The organism is Candidatus Accumulibacter sp. ACC007, assembly GCF_907163205.1.
GTDB classification, from domain to species: Bacteria; Pseudomonadota; Gammaproteobacteria; order Burkholderiales; family Rhodocyclaceae; genus Accumulibacter; species Accumulibacter regalis.
Genome location: NZ_CAJQUD010000007.1, coordinates 50,353 through 68,140, shown reverse-complemented (window position 1 = coordinate 68,140; position 17,788 = coordinate 50,353). Strand labels below are relative to the sequence as shown.

At 64.1% G+C, this 17,788-nt stretch carries 16 protein-coding genes; 7 read left to right on the top strand and 9 right to left on the bottom strand.

Annotated features, from left to right (window positions below; genetic code table 11):
- Nucleotides 1–109: 109 nt before the first annotated feature.
- The 5 genes from QZ634_RS15995 to QZ634_RS15975 all read right to left on the bottom strand — a co-directional run bounded on the left by QZ634_RS15995 (nucleotide 110) and on the right by QZ634_RS15975 (nucleotide 8,071).
- Nucleotides 110–1,402, bottom strand: coding sequence for an AAA family ATPase (locus QZ634_RS15995; protein ID WP_291990074.1), 1,293 nt, complete (start codon nucleotides 1,400–1,402; stop codon nucleotides 110–112).
- Between the two features lie 70 nt (nucleotides 1,403–1,472).
- Nucleotides 1,473–1,631 carry a hypothetical protein gene (locus QZ634_RS15990; RefSeq protein ID WP_291990072.1) on the bottom strand — a complete coding sequence of 53 codons (159 nt, stop codon included), beginning with the start codon at nucleotides 1,629–1,631 and terminating at the stop codon, nucleotides 1,473–1,475.
- A gap of 168 nt (nucleotides 1,632–1,799) precedes the next feature.
- Complete coding sequence (locus QZ634_RS15985; RefSeq protein ID WP_291990070.1) at nucleotides 1,800–2,900, bottom strand: hypothetical protein; 1,101 nt, start codon at nucleotides 2,898–2,900, stop codon at nucleotides 1,800–1,802.
- Nucleotides 2,901–3,176: 276 nt separating this feature from the next.
- Nucleotides 3,177–6,062, bottom strand: a complete 2,886-nt coding sequence (locus QZ634_RS15980) for an adenosylcobalamin-dependent ribonucleoside-diphosphate reductase (protein ID WP_291990068.1) — start codon at nucleotides 6,060–6,062, stop codon at nucleotides 3,177–3,179.
- Between the two features lie 590 nt (nucleotides 6,063–6,652).
- A complete protein-coding gene (locus QZ634_RS15975; protein WP_291990066.1) occupies nucleotides 6,653–8,071 on the bottom strand; it encodes a bifunctional enoyl-CoA hydratase/phosphate acetyltransferase in 1,419 nt (472 codons plus the stop codon).
- Nucleotides 8,072–8,253: 182 nt separating this feature from the next.
- On the opposite strand from QZ634_RS15975, the gene QZ634_RS15970 reads away from it, so the two are divergent.
- From QZ634_RS15970 to QZ634_RS15950, 5 genes are read left to right on the top strand one after another with little or no spacing between them, the layout of a single operon-like run.
- A complete protein-coding gene (locus QZ634_RS15970; protein WP_291990144.1) occupies nucleotides 8,254–10,110 on the top strand; it encodes an NAD(P)H-dependent oxidoreductase subunit E in 1,857 nt (618 codons plus the stop codon).
- On the top strand, nucleotides 10,107–10,853 hold the full coding sequence (locus tag QZ634_RS15965) for a 2Fe-2S iron-sulfur cluster-binding protein (RefSeq protein ID WP_291990064.1): 747 nt from the start codon (nucleotides 10,107–10,109) through the stop codon (nucleotides 10,851–10,853). The genes QZ634_RS15970 and QZ634_RS15965 overlap by 4 nt, the downstream gene beginning before the upstream one ends.
- Before the next feature lies 1 nt (nucleotide 10,854).
- Nucleotides 10,855–11,421: an NADP oxidoreductase gene (locus tag QZ634_RS15960; protein WP_291990063.1), complete on the top strand. Its 567-nt coding sequence runs from the start codon at nucleotides 10,855–10,857 to the stop codon at nucleotides 11,419–11,421.
- Between the two features lie 10 nt (nucleotides 11,422–11,431).
- Nucleotides 11,432–12,913 carry a Ni/Fe hydrogenase subunit alpha gene (locus tag QZ634_RS15955; protein WP_291990061.1) on the top strand — a complete coding sequence of 494 codons (1,482 nt, stop codon included), beginning with the start codon at nucleotides 11,432–11,434 and terminating at the stop codon, nucleotides 12,911–12,913.
- Nucleotides 12,914–12,932: 19 nt separating this feature from the next.
- Nucleotides 12,933–13,451: a hydrogenase maturation protease gene (locus QZ634_RS15950; protein WP_291990059.1), complete on the top strand. Its 519-nt coding sequence runs from the start codon at nucleotides 12,933–12,935 to the stop codon at nucleotides 13,449–13,451.
- 147 nt (nucleotides 13,452–13,598) lie between these two features.
- On the opposite strand, the gene QZ634_RS15945 is transcribed toward QZ634_RS15950, so the two are convergent.
- Nucleotides 13,599–14,198, bottom strand: a complete 600-nt coding sequence (locus QZ634_RS15945; protein WP_291990058.1) for a hypothetical protein — start codon at nucleotides 14,196–14,198, stop codon at nucleotides 13,599–13,601.
- Nucleotides 14,199–14,569: 371 nt separating this feature from the next.
- Between QZ634_RS15945 and crcB the strand changes: the two genes are divergently transcribed.
- Together crcB and QZ634_RS15935 are read left to right on the top strand one after the other, a co-directional pair.
- Nucleotides 14,570–14,956, top strand: a complete 387-nt coding sequence (gene crcB / locus QZ634_RS15940; RefSeq protein ID WP_291990056.1) for a fluoride efflux transporter CrcB — start codon at nucleotides 14,570–14,572, stop codon at nucleotides 14,954–14,956.
- Nucleotides 14,957–15,002: 46 nt separating this feature from the next.
- Nucleotides 15,003–15,356, top strand: coding sequence for a DUF190 domain-containing protein (locus QZ634_RS15935; protein ID WP_291990054.1), 354 nt, complete (start codon nucleotides 15,003–15,005; stop codon nucleotides 15,354–15,356).
- Nucleotides 15,357–15,411: 55 nt separating this feature from the next.
- Here the strand turns inward: QZ634_RS15935 and QZ634_RS15930 are convergent, their stop codons facing one another.
- The 3 genes from QZ634_RS15930 to QZ634_RS15920 are packed head-to-tail and all read right to left on the bottom strand — an operon-like array spanning nucleotide 15,412 to nucleotide 17,788.
- Nucleotides 15,412–16,398, bottom strand: coding sequence for a DMT family transporter (locus QZ634_RS15930; protein ID WP_291990052.1), 987 nt, complete (start codon nucleotides 16,396–16,398; stop codon nucleotides 15,412–15,414).
- A gap of 20 nt (nucleotides 16,399–16,418) precedes the next feature.
- The gene (locus QZ634_RS15925) at nucleotides 16,419–16,871 is read right to left on the bottom strand and encodes an SCP2 sterol-binding domain-containing protein (RefSeq protein ID WP_291990051.1); all 453 of its coding nucleotides are present in this window, start codon (nucleotides 16,869–16,871) and stop codon (nucleotides 16,419–16,421) included.
- Nucleotides 16,868–17,788 carry a U32 family peptidase gene (locus QZ634_RS15920; protein WP_291990049.1) on the bottom strand — a complete coding sequence of 307 codons (921 nt, stop codon included), beginning with the start codon at nucleotides 17,786–17,788 and terminating at the stop codon, nucleotides 16,868–16,870. Before QZ634_RS15920 ends, QZ634_RS15925 begins: the two co-directional genes overlap by 4 nt.

Below are 17,788 nucleotides of genomic sequence, written 5' to 3'. Positions count from 1 at the left end.
GCACGTGGGGTCAGGTCTTTACTTTTGCCTCGTACGTGTCATTGGGTTTTATCAAGAAGGCAAAAGGAAAGACCTGACCTCAGGGCCTGCCAGGGACTGACCCCTACTATCACAATTGCCGAAGCCGTATGTACTGGCGGAGAACCGGGTTGACGAACTCATAGGTTCCTTGCCGCTCGGGCACCCGCTCCAGTACTGGCCCATATTTCTTCTCAACTAAACGCGGCATCAACTGGTCGACGAACTGTACATTCAGTTCTTCAGCAACTTGACGTGATGCCTTCAGGACGATGCGACCAATCTCGTCAGAAAATAGCGACTGCTCAGTCGGTTGTTCGGCAAGCAAATGGAGCAGCAATTGTCGATCTGTTGAGTTACCAATAGCACGTTGATATGCGGACTCAAGCGTGGGAAATGCCTTTCCGGTGCGCAAGTCGTCAACGACCTTGTCGAACACGGAGTGATCGATCAACCTTGTATTTACAGCGTTCGCCTCGTTTACGCATTGCTTTCCGATGAGTTGTACAAAGTACGGATAGCCCTGGCACAAGTCGGCGATCTTCGTGCCAATCCCCGGTTCGAAGCGAATGTCTCCCTTGAACAGTTCAGAGGCGCGGACGATGATGGCCTCTGACTCTGCCGGCGGCATTGGTCTAACGGACAAAACACCCTGTTCGATCAAACGCTCGACTGAAGCATGATCGTGGATTAGATCCGACAGATCGCGGCCAACCCCGCAGACTGCAAACTTGACCTCGGACGTTGTAAGCGACTTAATCAGGGAGCCAATGCCATCTTTGTCTTGTATAACGTCAAATTCATCGAGAATGATCAGCAAGGCATCACGCTTCATTCGCTTCTTCACTTGGTGAAGAACTATCGAATCGACGAAGTTCCGGAAAGTTTGGACAATGTCATTCTGGACGACCTTGGCATACTTCGACGATTCCACGCCTTTGCTGCCCCATTTGACCACCTTTAGGTCCGCTCCGGCCGACACTTCCTTGGACCTGACAAACTCAATCACCTCTTTGCCATCGTCTGGAACTAATCGCAGAAGGCTATCTTCGGCGTTTTGATCATTGCAAAGTCTTGACAGCAACTCCTTGCCGTTTCCGATCAATGAGTCGCAGGTGTAATAGACAGTTAGGTAGGTTCTGGGCTTCGAGGGAATTAAATGCCCAATGCCAGCGCGTTTGGCCAAGGCATATTCCCCAAGAGCTATTTGCTGAAGTTGGCGCAGCAGAGAGGACTTGCCTACTCCGCGCTTCCCAAACACCGAGATAAGGCCCGTAGATGAGTTGATCGCGGAGATACAGTCGCGAATTAGGTCGGTGCGACCGACGAACCGACTCGGGTCTCGAATGACGTCGGCGGTAAAGCCGATCTCTGGGTCAATCAATAGTTACCCCCATTGATTAGGATGAGATGCATAATGGACAAGTTGACACTGATTACGGTGTGTATCGAGGTCACAAGGCCTTTGCACTCGGCTGCGATAGTCTGATGACGCCCATGATCTTTACCCGGAAGTCGTCATCCCAGGCGGCTGCCTTGCGCTTCAGGCGCAAGCTGGCTTTCGTCTGGTCGGTAGTATCCAGCCGAATCAGATTGAGAACGATCTTCTTCAAGAGGGAAGGATTCTAACAAATGTGGGGTCAGGCCTTTACTTTTTCCTCGTACGTGCAATCGGTTTTTATCACGAAGGCAAAAGGAAAGACTTGATTCCAGGGTTTTTGCCAGGGCCTAGGTGACCCCAGGGCCTATGCAGGGGCGGCTAATAATGGGTGACCCCGGCGTTACGAAGTCGGATCGGGTGCTTTAAAAGGCGGCCGTTCGCTCTTTCTGGCTGCCTTCACGGTAGCATTGAGCGCTTCGCGCAGAGAGGCGGAAAACTTTTCTTGCAGTTCAGGAGCAGCAGCAAACGTACGTCGAACCGCATCCGAGTTCGCCAACTCATGCCAAGGACTTCCATGCGTACTTGTTTCAACGAGGCGAAGGGGAGGTTCATCTAGTCGGGTCAACGCTGAGGCAAGTAGCTGGGCCTCGAATGCCGGGTCGATACGTGCTGCTTCTTTTCGATACCCTTCGTACGCCTTGGCGACGGATGCCTTGAATGCATAGTCTTCGGCAAGTCGAAAGCGCTGGCCAATTTGCTTGGTGGCCAACCATGCGAACCACAAAGGCGCACCAACACTGAGAAGGGAAAGAACGGCGTGTGTCGCTATTGCGCTCCAGTCGGGATTTGGAACTTGCAGTGAGGCAGAAAGAACTTCGATCCTATGGGTGCCAATAAGCGCTCCAACACCAAGCGCGATTACGAGGCCTCCTACCCAGATCCACATAGACCTCGCCAATTGGCCAGCGCGCTGATCGAAAGCACCTGCCAAGCCTTTGGTCGTCGTGATGTGGTATGCGGCCTCGCATTGCTGGACCAGCTTTGCGGCTATGTCGTTGGCACTCTGGATTTTTTCTAACTGTACACTCGAAGCTTCATGGGCTTCTTTGATCTTTTCAGAAAGTATCGCCGACTCCGTAGACGCTTTGGTTAGCCGGTCCCTTGCGTCTGCGAGGGCCTGCAGATCAATGGGAAGGCTGTCGGCCACCGCGTGCGCTGACTGAATCTGGTTGATCTGCTCTGAGAGATTTCCGATGTTCGGAGTGAGCTGATCTAGTTCGGCTTGGGCGGCTCGAGCTCTTCGGGCGAGACTTGAAGGCAAAGAGTTGGGATCGGGTAGAGCTTGCCAGCCGAGCGCTGGAAGCAGGGTCGTTCGAAGAATGGAAATTGTTGCGATGTAAGCTGGTATGGCTTGACCACCGTTGCCACCGAACATCTGAGGGACAGTGGTGCTTTGTAGCACCTGCAATCTGCGCGGAAGATCTTGAACGAGGGTGAGCACTGTGCCATCAAGCGTTTCGAGGCCTGTGCTCCGAAGGTCACTGGCCAACACTGACGCGAGATTCGCCAAGTCATGTCGGGTTAGCGCTGGCGCAAACCATCCGATGCCTTCGCATACGGTCGTGTCCGCGCCCCAAGCAGTGGTCACAGCCGTACCCAGCGCCTCCAACGCGACGCACGTGCTGTCAAGGTCTTTATGCAAGAGTGCTCCCTTTCAAAAGAAGATCTGCCGCGCTAAATTCTGTGACCGCTGGGCGGCTTGAAGTGCCTCCAACCCTCACCCGCAACTCCCCACCGCCCCACAAGCCGTACAAAAATCACACCCATCCTTCCTGATCATCGTCCGGTTCCCGCATTCCCCACAAAGCTTCCCGGCGGTCAGTTTCGCCGCCGTTCCGCCCGCCGGCGCTTCGAGAATCCCCATCTGTTGCAGCGGCAGTCCGTTTTCATCGAGGATGCCGAGCATCGCGTAGCGGTGGATGATCAACTGCGCCAGATAGGCGACGGTCGAGGTGTAGTTGGTCTGGCGGCGGGTGCCGGGGACGAAGGCCATGAAGTCGCCGAGGGGCTCGGGGTAGTCGAGCAGCTTCCTGAGCTTCATGCCGATCCACGCCGGGTCGAGGACGCGCATGTCGAGCGACAGCAGCTTGGTCAGGCCGTCGAGGGCGCGCGGGTAGTTGCCGGCGAGCCACACCGAGTAGGGGCGGGTGACGCCGTCGGGCAGGGTGATTTCCTTGAGGCCGAGGACGAAGTCCTCGCCGGTGGCCGGATTGAAGACATCGACGGTCCACGAGAGGGTGCCGTCGGTGCCGGTCTTCGGCTCCTTGAGGCTGAACATGGCGTCGAGCACCGGCGTCGGGCCTTCGTGGTTGAAGGCGCCGATCTTCTCGACGCGGTACTGGATCAGCTGCGCGACGGCGGCGACCACCGAGGGCATGCGCTTGCGCTCGCCGTGCGGCGGGAAGGCCATGTCGAAGCCCTCGTCGCCGGGGGTCTTGGCCAGCGATTCGAGTTTCAGCGCCAGCCAGCCGTGGTCGTTGGCGCGCATGTCCATGGACAGCGTCTTGGCGACGGCGCCGAGGCCGCGCGGTTGCTCGGGGCCATTGACCCAGGCCTCGAACGGCCAGCTGCGGCCTTCCTGCTCGATGTGACCGACGAAGAGCGCGAACTTGCCGTGCATGTGCTCGATCATGTAGGTCCACGCCATGTTGCCTTCCGGCAGGTTCGGGCGGTTCGGCCAGCGCAGGCTGGCGAGCACCGGCGCCGGCAGCGTCTTGATCGACAGGCGGCGGTTGGCGTCGCCGCTGACGAAGTCCTGCGGCTGCTTCTTCTCGTCGGCCTGCTTCTTTGACTCGACCGAGAGCACCGAGCCCATGACGCTGTTCGGGCGATAGGTGGCCAGGCCCTTGAGGCCGGCTTTCCAGGCGCTCATGTAGAGGTCCTGGAATTCCTCGTAGGGGTAGTCGGCGGGGACGTTGACCGTCTTCGAGATCGAGGTGTCGATGTACGGCGCGACGGCGGCGACCATGTCCTTGTGCGCCTTGGCCGAGATTTCCAGCGCCGTGACGAAGTAGTCGGGCAGCTTGTCGACGTCGCCGCCGAGGTGCTTGTAGAGGCGCCAGGCGTAGTCCTCGACGGCGTATTCCTTGAGCGTGCCGTCGGCCATGCGCTTCTTGCGGCTGTAGGTCCACGAGAACGGCGGCTCGATGCCGTTCGACGCATTGTCGGCGAAGGCCAGCGAGATGGTGCCGGTGGGGGCGATCGACAGCAGGTGCGAGTTGCGCAGGCCGTGCTTGCGGATCTGGTTCTTGATCTCGTTCGGCAGGCGCGAGGCGAAGTTGCCGCCGGAGAGGTAGAGCTCGGCGTTGAACAGCGGGAAGGCGCCGCGCTCCTTGCCCAGTTCGACCGACGCCAGGTAGGCGGCGTCGCGCATGTATTCGGAGATGCGCGCGCCCATCGCGGTGGCTTCCGGGCGGTCGTAGCGCAGGCGCAGCATGCACAGCGCGTCGCCGAGGCCGGTGAAGCCGAGGCCGACGCGGCGCTTGTTGCTGGCTTCCTCGCGCTGCCGTTCGAGCGGCCAGGCGGTGACGTCGAGAACGTTGTCGAGCATGCGGGTGGACACCTTGACCACTTCGCCGAAAGCGGCGAAGTCGAACTCGGCGTGCTGGCTGAAGGCGTTCCTGACGAAGGGGGTCAGGTTGATCGACCCCAGGCAGCAGCAGCCGTACGGCGGCAGCGGCTGTTCGGCGCAGGGGTTGGTGGCCTCGATCACTTCGCAGTAGTAGAGGTTGTTGTCCTTGTTCATGCGGTCGAGGAAGAGGATTCCCGGTTCGGCATGGTCGTAGGTCGACTTCATCACCTGGTCCCACAGGTCGCGCGCGCGCACGCGGCGATAGATCCAGATGCCGTCGTCACGCTGGAAGGCGCCGCCACGTTTCATGTCCGCGTTCGGCTCGGCGCGGTGCGTGAGCTCGACTTCGGCGTCGGCCTCGACGGCTTCCATGAAGCCGTCGGTGACGGCGATCGAGACGTTGAAGTTGGAGAGGTCGCCGTGGTCCTTGGCGTGGATGAAGACTTCGACGTCCGGGTGATCGCAGCGCAGTACGCCCATCTGCGCGCCACGGCGGGCGCCGGCCGATTCGACGGTTTCACACGAGCGGTCGAAGACGCGCATGTACGAGACGGGGCCGGAAGCGCGCGACTGCGTGCCCTTGACCAGCGCGCCGATCGGGCGGATCGACGAGAAGTCGTAACCGACGCCGCCGCCGCGGCGCATCGTTTCGGCGGCTTCGGCGAGCGCGCTGTAGATGCCCGGCTTGCCGTCGACGATCTCGACCACCGAATCGCCGATCGGCTGCACGAAGCAGTTGATCAGTGTCGCCGCGAGCGGCGTCCCGGCGGCCGAGTTGATGCGTCCGGCGGGGACGAAACCGGTTTCCTGCGCCCACAGAAAGCGCTCTTCCCAGTGCGCGCGCTGCTTTTCGTCCTCGTTGGCGGCGAGTGCGCGGGCGACGCGGCGGCGCACGTCGTGAACCGAGGTTTCCTTGCCCTTGGCGTACTTTTCGACCAGCACCTCGACGGAGATTTCCTGCTCGGCGAGTGGCGTGACGGCGGGTGCCTCGGCGACGGCTGACAGGGGTAGCTGGTGTTCGAGCTGGCTCATGGGTAGTCCCTCCGATGTTTATTGTGTTGACGTTGTCTGTGGTTGATGGTCTTGCTGGCCAAGCGTGCTGGCGGTACGAGGCGCGCCGGGCGAGTCTGCCGAAGCGAGCTGCTGCTTCCCCGCAGTCAAGCGCGCAATGGCGTAAAGCTACTGCATGTAGTGTGCAAAGGCAATAACTTGACTAAATGTAGTTTTCGCGCCGCGCCTTCGCGCGGCCCGGGAAAGGCCGTGAAATCACGGCCTTGCGGCTGCCGGGGGCGGTTGAATTTTTTTTCGGGGTTGCCGCGGGCGGCGTCGGCAACAAGGGCACCGTGCCCGGGATCGGGAGAGGCGCGAGGGAAGAGAAGACGCGCCAGAGTCGTGTCGAGTTCTCGACAAGGCTTTTCCCGACGTCATTGCGAGGAGGCGTCGCCGACGCGGCAATCCAGAGGTTTTGCTTTTCGCCTGGCTGATGTGGCGGACGGGCAGTCAGGGAATGGAACTGGATTGCCGCGTCGCCGACGCCTCCTCGCAATGACGGGTGGGTGGACGGGTCGGCGGGTGTAGTGCTGCAGCGACCGGGGCGCGCGACACTCGCCCCGGCGACGGTCTCAGGCGGCCGCCTGTTTGGCGCGTGTGGCGTGCGCGACGAGGGCGGCGATGACGCACGAGGCGAGGCGTGTTTCGGCGGTGTCGGCACGGCTGGTGAGGACGATCGGCACGCGCGCACCGAGGATGATCCCGGCACTCAGCGCGTTGGCCAGGTATTCGAGCTGCTTGGCGATCATGTTGCCCGATTCGAGGTCGGGAACGACCAGGATGTCGGCGCGCCCGGCGACCGCCGAGACGATGCCCTTGGTCTTGGCGGCGACCAGCGACACGGCGTTGTCGAAAGCCAGCGGTCCGTCGACCAGGCCGCCCTTGATCTGGCCGCGGTCGGCCATCTTGCACAGCGCCGCGGCGTCGAGCGTGGACTGGATCTTGGCGTTGACCGTTTCCACCGCCGAGAGAATCGCCACCTTGGGTTCCGGCGTGCCGATGATATGCGCGAGATCGATGGCGTTCTGCACGATATCGACTTTGTCGGTCAGCGTCGGCGCGATGTTGACGGCGGCGTCGGTGATCATGATCGGACGTGGATAGGTCGGCACGTCCATCAGGAAGACGTGACTGATGCGGCGGCCGGTGCGCAGGCCCGAACTGCTCGAGATCACTTCGGCCATCAGTTCGTCGGTGTGCAGGCTGCCTTTCATCAGCGCTTCGGCGTCGCCGCTGCGGATCAGCGTCACCGCCATCGCCGCCGATTCGTGACTGTGCTTGCAGTTCACGATGCGGTAGTCCTTGAGATCCAGGCCATTCTCTTCGGCGACGGCGCGGATGCGCTGCTCGGGGCCGATCAGGATCGGTTCGATGAGCTTGGCTTCGGCGGCCAGCAGCGCGCCCTTGAGCGACTCGCGGTCACAGGGGTGAACCACCGCCATGTCGATCGGCGCCAGTCCCTCGGCGCGCGACACCAGCACCTGCAGGCGCGCGTACTTGTCGGAAATGGTGATCTCCGGCATCGCCTTGCGCTTGGTGATGATTTTCTCGCGCGGCGCCAGCACCTCGGCGCTCCCCGAGACGACCAGCAGATGGTCCTGGTTATGGCAGTTGCAGTCGAGCACGATGTGCCGGTTGCGGGCGAACTTCTGGCCGACGGTCACCGTCACGGTGATCGTGTCGCCGATCGCCACCGGTCGCGCGAAATGGAGCGACGACTCGACCATCACCGTCCCCGGGCCGGGGAACTGCGTGCCGAGCATGGTCGACAGCAGCGAGGCGCACCACATGCCGTGCGCGATGAAGTCCTGGAAAACGCCGCTGTGGCTGAATTCGGCGTTGGCCAGCGCCGGGTTCATGTCGCCCGACATCAGCGCGAACAGCTTGACGTCCTCGGGCCGCAAGGTACGGACCAGCGACGAACTGTCGCCGACGTTGATTTCGTCGTAGGTTCGACTTTCGAGAAATTCGAGGGGGGTTTCGAAGTGCATGGCGGGGCTCCCTGTGGTGCTGATCAGGTACCATTATGCTGCAACGCAGCACGAAAATGTAGGGCGATCTCCGGAATTCTCCGCTGGCGCTGGTGGCGCTTGTTGACGTGCATCAGTACCTGCCGGCGGCAGAGCGCCTAAGCTTTGCCAGGGTATGGGCAGCTGCTCCGCAGTGGGAGACGATGGTGAGCGAAGAAGGCTTTGACGCAGGACGACTCGACGAGCTGCTGCGGCCGGTCGTCGACCGTCACGGCGGTGAAGCGGGCCAGCTGGTGCAGATCCTGCGCGAGGCGCAGGACGTCGTCGGCTACCTGCCGGCGGCGGCGCTGACCGCCATCGCCAGGGCGCTCGGGTTGCCGCGGGCGCAGGTCGAAGGCGTCGCCGGTTTCTACTCGTTCTTCCATCTGACGCCACCCGGTCGCTACCGGGTGCTGTTCTCGGACAACATCACCGATCGCATGCTGGGCAGCGGCGAACTGCTCGACCGGCTGTGCAACAAGCTGTGGGTCGAGCGCGGCAAGGTCTCCGAAGACGGGCTGGTCAGCGTCGACACCACGTCGTGCACCGGCATGTGCGATCAGGGGCCGGCGCTGCTGGCCAATGGCCAGGCGCTGACCCGCCTGTCGGGCGAGCGCATCGAGCGCATCGGCGAGCTGATTCGTGCGCAGGTGCCGCTCGCCGACTGGCCGGCCGAATACTTCCGCGTCGACGACAATATCCGTCGCCGCGACACTCTGCTCGCTGCCGACTGGCCGGCCGGCGAGGCGCTGCGCGCGGCGATCGCGCGTGGCGGCGAAGCGATGCTTGCCGAGATGAAGCTCTCCAACCTGCGCGGGCGTGGCGGTGCCGGTTTCACCACCGCCATCAAATGGGAGTCGGCGCGCCGTGCCGAGTGCCATGCCGAGGCCGACGGCAGGCCCGCTGTGCGCTACGTCGTCTGCAACGCCGACGAGGGCGAGCCCGGCACTTTCAAGGATCGCGTCCTGCTCAACAGCTACGCCGACCTCGTTTTCGACGGCATGAGCGTTGCCGCCTTGACCATCGGCGCGCGCCAGGGGCTGCTCTACCTGCGTGGCGAGTACGCCTATCTGCTGCCGGCGCTGCGCGAGAACCTCGAGCGCCGCCGGCGCAGCGGCCTGCTCGGCCGCGCGGTGTGCGGCCAGGCCGGGCTGGACTTCGAGATCGACATCCATGTCGGCGCCGGCGCCTACGTCTGCGGCGAGGAAACGGCGTTGCTCGAGTCGCTGGAAGGCAAGCGCGGCATTCCACGCATTCGCCCGCCCTTCCCGGTCACCGCCGGCTATCGCGGTCAGCCGACGGTGGTGAACAACGTCGAGACGCTGTGCAAGGCGGCGCTGATCGCGCTCAGGGGCGGCGCCTGGTTCGCCGGCCTGGGCACCAAGCAATCGACCGGGACCAAGTTGCTGTCGATTTCGGGCGACGTCGAGACACCGGGAATCTACGAGTATCCCTTCGGCGTGTCGGTCAACCAGGTGCTGCAGGATTGCGGCGCCGGCAACGCGCAGGCGGTGCAGGTCAGCGGCCCTTCCGGGATCTGCCTGGCGATGCACGAATTCTCGCGCAGCATCGCTTTCGAGGACGTGCCGACGGCGGGCGCCTTCATGGTCTTCGGCACGCATCGCGACATGTTCGAGGTGGCGCGCAACTTCGCGCATTTCTTCAGGCATGAAAGCTGCGGCTTCTGTACCCCGTGCCGGGTGGGCACTTCGCTGGTCGCCAACTGCATGGACAAGATCGCCAAGGGCCTGGGAACGCAGTACGAGATCAACCAGGTCTTCAAGATCCACCGCCTGCTGCACGCGGCCAGCCACTGCGGCCTCGGCCAGGCGGCGTGCAACCCGCTCTTCGACACCCTGCAGAAGTTTCGCCCGGCGTACGAGCGGCGGCTGTGCTCGCTCGACTTCGAGCCGGCTTTCGACCTCGACCAGGCGCTGGCGGCGGCGCGCCAGATGACCGGTCGCGACGATCCGGCGGCGCACTTCGGTCTCGCCGCCCGCCTTCCCGGAGTGACCCCATGACGCAGCCGAGCATCCTCCTTGACGGCCAGCCGGTGCCTTTCGCCGACGGGCAGACGATCATGGACGCGGCGATGGCCGCCGACATCTTCATCCCGCATCTCTGTCACCATCCCGAGTTCAAGCCGCAGGGCAGTTGCAAGCTGTGCACGGTCAAGGCCAGCGGGCGCTACGTCTCGGCGTGCACGATGCCGGCGCGCGACGGCATGGAGGTCGAGAACAACTCGCCGGACCTCAACGACAAGCGCCGGACGCTGTTGCAGATGCTCTTCGTCGAAGGCAATCACTTCTGCCCGTCGTGCGAGAAGAGCGGCAACTGCATGCTGCAGGCGCTGGCCTACGAGCTGGAGATGCTCAGCCCGCACTTCGACCAGTTCTACCCCAACCGGCCGGTCGACGCGTCGCACCCGGAGGTGCTGCTCGACTTCAATCGCTGCATTCTCTGCGAGCTGTGCGTGCGCGCCAGTCGCGACGTCGACGGCAAGAGCGTTTTTTCGCTGTCCGGGCGCGGCATCAACAAGCACCTGATCGTCAATGCCGAGTCCGGGCGCCTCGCCGACAGCGATTTTTCCTGGGCCGACAAGGCGGCGCACGTCTGCCCGGTGGGCGTGATTCTCAGGAAGCGCGAGGGCTTCGCGGTGCCCATCGGCAAGCGCCGCTACGACGTCGAACCGATCGGCATGCAGGTCGAACGCCTGGCGGCGCGCAGCGCCGGCGAAGCGTACGAAGACTGTGGAGAGGGCTGAGATGGACGCTGTCGCAGGGAACCGCGAAGGGCGCCGGAAAGTGCGCCTGGCGACCGCGTCGCTGGCCGGCTGCTTCGGCTGTCACATGTCGTTCCTGGACATCGACGAGCGGTTCTTCGAACTCGTCGAACGCGTCGAATTCGACCGCTCGCCGCTGACCGACATCAAGCACTGCGGTCCCTGCGACATCGGCCTGATCGAGGGCGGCATCTGCAACGCCGAGAACGTCCATGTGCTGCGCGAGTTCCGCAGCCACTGCAAGGTGCTGATCGCCGTCGGCGCCTGCGCGGTCAATGGCGGTTTGCCGGCGCAGCGCAACCACCTCGACCTCGGCCAGTGCCTGCAGGAAATCTACCTGACGGCGGCGGATGTCGTCAGCGGGCAGATTCCCAATGACCCGGAACTGCCGCTGCCGCTCGACAAGGTGCATCCGATCCACGAGATCGTGCGCATCGACTACTTCATCCCCGGCTGCCCGCCGTCGGGCGACGCGATCTGGAAGTTCCTCACCGACCTTCTCGACGGGCGCACGCCACGTCTCGGGCATCCGATGCTGCATTTCGACTAGGAGCGCAGCGATGCAACAAGGGCAAGGCTTCGAACTGGAAACCGCCGCTGCCGACGCGGGCACGCTGCGTCGCGTGGCCATCGACCCGGTATCGCGGGTTGAAGGGCACGGCAAGGTGACCCTGCTGCTCGACGAGAACGACCAGGTGCAGCAGGTTCGCCTGCACATCGTCGAATTCCGCGGCTTCGAGAAGTTCATCCAGGGCCGGCCGTACTGGGAGGTGCCGGTGATGGTGCAGCGCCTGTGCGGCATCTGCCCGGTCTCGCATCACCTGGCGGCGGCCAAGGCGCTCGATCACGTCGTCGGCGCCGGCCGCCTGACGGCGAGCGCCGAGAAGCTGCGCCGGCTGATGCACTATGGGCAGATCCTGCAGTCGCACGCCCTGCATTTCTTCCACCTCTCGTCGCCTGATCTGCTCTTCGGCTTCGAGAGCGAGGCCGGCCGGCGCAACATCGTCGGCGTCGCCGCCGCCTACCCGGAGATCGCCCGGCAGGGCGTGCTCCTGCGCAAGTTCGGCCAGGAAGTGATCCGCCTGACGGCGGGCAAGCGGGTGCATGGTACCGGTGCGATCCCGGGCGGCGTCAATCGCGCGCTGAGCCGCGAGGAACGCGACGGCCTGCTCGCCGACGTCGGCCAGATCGTCGGCTGGGGCCGCGACGCGGTGCAGCTGGTCAAGCGTCTGCATGCCGCCGACCCGGCGCTGTACGATGTTTTTGGCGCTTTTCGCTCGAACATGCTGTCGCTGGTCGGCGCCGGCGGCGCACTCGACTTCTACGATGGCCAGTTGCGCGTTCGTGACGCCGACGGCGGAATTCTCGTTGACGGCTTTGACGTGGCCAACTACCACCAGCTGATTCGCGAAGAGGTCAAGGCCTGGAGCTACATGAAATTTCCCTTCCTCGCCGCGCTTGGCCCGCAGCAGGGCTGGTACAAGGTCGGGCCACTGGCACGGGTGCAGAACTGCGACCGCATCACGACGCCGCTCGCCGAAGCCGAACGCCGCGAATTCATCGACTACGGGCAGGGCAAGCCGATCCACGCACCCCTGGCCTACCACTGGGCACGGATGATCGAACTGCTGCACGCCGCCGAGACGATCGCCGAGCTGTTGCCCGACGACGACCTTTCCGGCAGCGAGCTGACCACCCGCGGCGAGCGTGGCCGCGAAGGAATCGGCGTCATCGAGGCGCCGCGCGGCACGCTCATCCATCACTATCAGGTCGACGATGACGATCTGGTGAGCAGCTGCAACCTGATCGTGTCGACGACCCACAACAATCAGCCGATGAACGAAGCGATCCGCCGCGTTGCCCGCCGCTACCTCAACGGTCGCCAGCTTACGGAAGGCCTGCTCAACCATATCGAAGTCGCCATCCGCGCCTTCGACCCCTGTCTGTCGTGCGCCACGCACGCGCTCGGCAAGATGCCGCTGCAGCTTGAACTGCGCGATGCGGCGGGGACTCTGCTCGGGCGCCTGAGCAGCGCCTCCTGACGTCCACGAAAGAACGCCGATGCCCTTGCCCCCGGTCCTCGTTCTCGCCTGCGGCAATCCCAGCCGCGGCGACGACGCGCTCGGGCCGCTCCTTCTCGAGCGCTTGCAGAACTGGCTGGACGGCGCGGGACTGGCCGCCGGCTTCGAACTGATCGGCGACTTCCAGCTGCAGATCGAGCACGCGCTGGACCTCGTTGGCCGGCATCTGGTGCTGTTCATCGACGCCGGCGAGCAGACCGCCGCGCCCTATGTCTTTCGCCAGGCACGCGCCGCTGGCGCCGGCGCCGCCAGTCCGAGCACGCACGCGCTATCGCCCGAGGCGGTGCTGGCGGTGCTGCCGCGCATCGATCACGAAGCGCCGCCGCCGGCCTTCGTGCTCTGTGTGCGCGGCGAAAGTTTCGCCCTGGGCGAAGGCTTGAGTGCGGCTGCCAGCAGTCACGCCGATGCGGCGTTCGAGCTGTTGCAGTTCCTGTGCCGTGCCGCCGAGCGCGATGTCTGGCTGACACGGCTGAGCGCCGGCGAGAAAGGGCAGGAGTAAGGGCAGGCGCCGCGCTGCGAGTGTAGTGTGGCACGCAGTAGCGAACGTACGTACACCTCCCGGCCACCACAGGGATTGCGCGCTCCTGTCGGGCTGGCTGAAAGTCGCGTCGGGAAGGCGGCACACGCCAGCCCGCCAGCCCGCTCGTCATTGCGAGGAGGCGCAGCCGACGCGGCAATCCAGTTCCATCCTCTTACTATCGTCCGCCGCATCGACGACGCGAAGCGCAAAACCTCTGGATTGCCGCGTCGGCTCTTCGCCTCCTCGCAATGACGGTGTGTGGGGCATGAGCGCAAGGGGTGGCGACGAGGGCCGCCCCGCCATGGACCCTGCGAATTTCAGCCACCACAGGGTTTTCGCCCTGCTTTCAGCAGTCGCCAAAAGTCGCATCAAGATTGCAGCACTACACGAGTCAGGATGCGGCCGGCCCCGCGGACTGTGGTGAGCTGTTCCGCCGCCGTCGCCCGGTCCGCTGTCCGGGATCCCACGATCACCCGGGTCGACGGGGCGGCCAGTATTGGCGTCGGTCTGCCACTCGGCGGCCAGGCCTTCGGCGCCAAAAGCAGACGAGACCTTGAGCGCGCTGTACGCACTGGTCGACGCCACGTTGTTGTTGATCAAGTCGTCGAACGACGTGCAATTGGCGAGATAGATCTCGTTGTTGACCCGATCGACGTTGCTTTGCAGCAGCACCCTGTAGCCGCTGCCGTCGAAGGTGGGTCCTCCGACGCACGGGACTTTGAGCAAGTTTCACGCCACGAACGGCATGTCTATTTATTTCAATGGCTTGGACTGTCTCGAGCGCCTCGTTTGGCTGGCCGCTGTAAGGAATTCCGACAGCGGCCGCCGCTCGCGAAAGGGAAAAACCGGCGGCGATAGGGTGCCATGTCGCTTTCCGTCGTCGTGGCGCGCGTGCCGGCGGGTCTTTCCCCTGATCGGGCCGATGCCTGGGCAGCGCGCGAACGACAGTGCTATATTTGTCGCGCGGGACGCGGGGTTCTGCCGCGGTGGTGGCACGGGCGTTTGCCGCGGGTGATGCCCGCTTGAATCCGCCGCGCTGGGCAGGTATGGGGTTTCGTCCTTCGCTGCGCAAGGGGCATGTGTTTTCAGGGCAGGGTATGTGGAAATCAGTTCTCGCCATTTCGATCGGTGCCGCGCTTGGCGCGCTTTTGCGCTGGCAGTTCGGCATCCGGCTCAACAGCCTGTTTCCGACGATTCCGCCGGGCACGCTGGTCGCCAACCTCGTCGGCGCCTACCTGATTGGCCTGGCTGTGGCTTTCTTCACCTCGTTCCCGGCGATCTCGCCGGAATGGCGACTGCTGATCATCACCGGTTTCTGCGGCGGGCTGACGACTTTCTCGACCTTCTCCGCCGAACTGACGATGTTGCTGCAGCAGGGAAGGCTATCCTGGGCCCTCGCGGCGGCCGCGGCGCATGTCGTCGGCTCGGTGCTGATGACTTTCGCCGGCATGGCCACCGTCGTCTGGGCGCAAGGTTCGCGGTGAACGGTGCGCTGCCCGTCCGGCAAGCGCACCAGCAACGGAGGCAGGCATGCAAGGCTATTTCCTGAGGTTGTACGTGCGCGAAAGCGACAAGCACCGCGGTCGCCTGCTCTGGGAGTGGTTGCTCGACCAGGGTAACCGGCTCGGCGTCCGCGGGGGCTCCGCATTCCGCTCGATTGGCGGCTTCGGGCGATCACATGCCGTGCACGAAGGCAGCTTCTTCGAACTGGCTGGAACGACCAGCATCGAGGTCGAGTTCGTCGTCACCGCGGAAGAGGCCGAGCGCCTGTTCGAGCTCATTCGCCAGGCACAGGTCCGGGTTTTCTACGTGCGCCTCCCGGCCCACTTCGGGGTGCTCAATCCCGACGCCAAGGACCCGCCCGAGCTCGGCGCCGACGATTGACGACCGCGGGCGGCGAGCGGCGGTGCCGCCATCCCGTGCCGCCTGTCCGTGGGGATCAGTTGCTGCGGAAGGCGCGCACGCCGAGGATGACGCCGCCGACGAGCAGGGCGATGCCGATCAGCGCCGTGCTGCCGGGCAGCGCACCACGCAGGATGAACGCATAGGCGAAGGCGGCCAGCGTTTCGAAGACGATCAGCTGGCCGACGAGGGCGGCGGGCAGCAAGCGGCTGGCCCGATTCCAGAGCAGCGTTCCGAGCCACGAGGCGCAGAAGCCGAGCACCAGCATCAGCCCGACGTAGCGCCCGGCGTCTGCGCCGAGCGGAAAATCGAAGCCGCCGTTGGCGCGGAAATACAGTCCGGCAGCGGCCATGCCGAGCAGCGCCAGCGGCAGCGTGGCCAGACCCTGCGCGATGGCCCAGGTGCCGGAAGCCAGCGCTGGTCGTTGCTGCATCCAGCGCGAATTGCGCAGCGGGTACCAGGTCCAGGCGAAGACCGCCGCCAGGGCGAAGACCGTTCCCAGAAAATAATCCTGCGCGCTGCGCCGGTCGTCGAGCAGTGCCATCTCGTGGCCGTTCACCAGCGCAATACCGGCTGCGATGACCAGCAGCGATGGCAGCAGGCGGCGCCAGGGCAGCGCCTCGGCGCTGAAATTTGCGGCGATGGCGATGACGATCGGCAGGGTGCCGATGAGCATCGTCGGCAAGGGGGCGTCGGCGAGCTGGATGGCGGCCGACAGGAAGAGGTAGTAGAGAATGTTGCCGACCAGCGCCAGTTCGCAGGCCATTTGCCAGTCCTGGCGCTGCAGGACCTGCAGTCGCGGCCAGTCGGTGCACGCCAGCATCAGGGCGATCACCCCGAAGGCGAGGTAGCGGCCGAAAGAGAGCATCGCCGGCGGATAGTCGGGCAGCAGCAGCGGGACGACGAAGACCAGTCCCCAGAGCAGGCCGGCGCCGAGCGCGCAGGCGACGCCTTCGACCAGGATGCGGCCGGCGGGCAGCGGTGGCCGAGCGCGCGTCGTGCTGGCCTTGGCGGCCGCGGTCATGGCGGAGCGCGGGCGTCGGTCTAGGGGCGAAAAGCCGGCAAGCTGGGTAGCTGCGGCAGCTCGATGGCGTCGAGCATGTTCTTGATCACCAGGCCCAGTTCGGTGTCGCCGACGATCGCCAGCTCGCGGTTGAAGAACAGCGTGTCCGGGTCCTCCTGGCGGGCGAGCAACTGCAGGAAGGCCGAGAGGTTGGCGCTGAACGCCAGGTCAGGTGTCTCCGGCACTGTCGACAACGGCCGGAAAAGGCCGTCGCGATAGGTGAAGCTGGCCTGCCCTCCGGCGTCGAGTACCTCGACGAGAAAAGTCCGCCCTTCGAGCAGGACCAGGCTGTCTTCCGGCAGCAGGCCGATCCTGGCGGCAACGTTGAGCGCCGTCGCCAGAACCAGCGAGTGCGGCCACTGCGGCAGACGCGAGCCCAGCGCAGCGACCAGCGCGGGGAGTTTGAAACGGGGAATCGAAAATCCCTGGCTCATGAACAAATTCCTTTCATTGCGGCGGCAGCCGGCGGGTGTTGCGCGATACCGGCGTCGCCAAACCAGTAGCCGTTGACCAGGCCTTCACTGGCCCAGGCGCTGGTATCGGGAGCGGAAGCCTGCCCGTTCCGGGCGGCGTCGAAAGCAGCGATGATCGCTGCCATGGCTTGTGGCTGCGGGCTGATGCGCAGCACTTCGACGCCCATCTTGAGCAGTTCCGGTACCTGAGGCAAGAGGTTGTACGTCTGTGCGGACATGGTCTGGATGCCGTTGATGGCCAGAAAGGGCTGTCCTTCGCGCGTGCGCAGGGTCATCCCCTCGGGATGGTCGAGGCACTTGAACTGGCAGTCGTCCTTGTTGAGGTCGTAGTAGCGGGCCGTGAAGCAGCGCGCGGAAAACGCCAGCGGCAGTTTTCCGAAAGCGAAGACTTCGGTTTCGACACCGGCCGGGCGACTGTGGTGCAGCGTCTCGATCAGCCGGCGGTCGCCTTCGAGCGGCGGCACCCAGCGCTGCATGCCGTAGCGGGCGAAGGTGGTCAGCGTCGCTTCGTTGTAGATGTTGAGGTGCGGTCCGGCGACGAAAGGGCTGCCGGCGGCGACATTCACTGCGCCAAGGTCGTTGGCTTCGAGGCGAGCGCCGCGGATTTCGCGCAGCTCGGCGCACAGGCGACGCAGCGCTTTCAGGTCGCCCTCCGATTCGAGCAGCGCCTGCGCGGAAAGGACGACTTCCTTGCCCGCGTCGGCGAGGTCGCGCGCCAGCGCCAGCCAGTCGGCGACACGAATCTGCTGGCGTCGCGAGCAGACCACTTCGCCGATGTAAAGGATGTCGATCGCCGGGTTGTGCGCCATCTCGGCGTAGAACTCGAAGACTTCGTGCTTTGGCCAGAAGTAGAGCAGCGGCCCGAGAGAGAGTTTCAT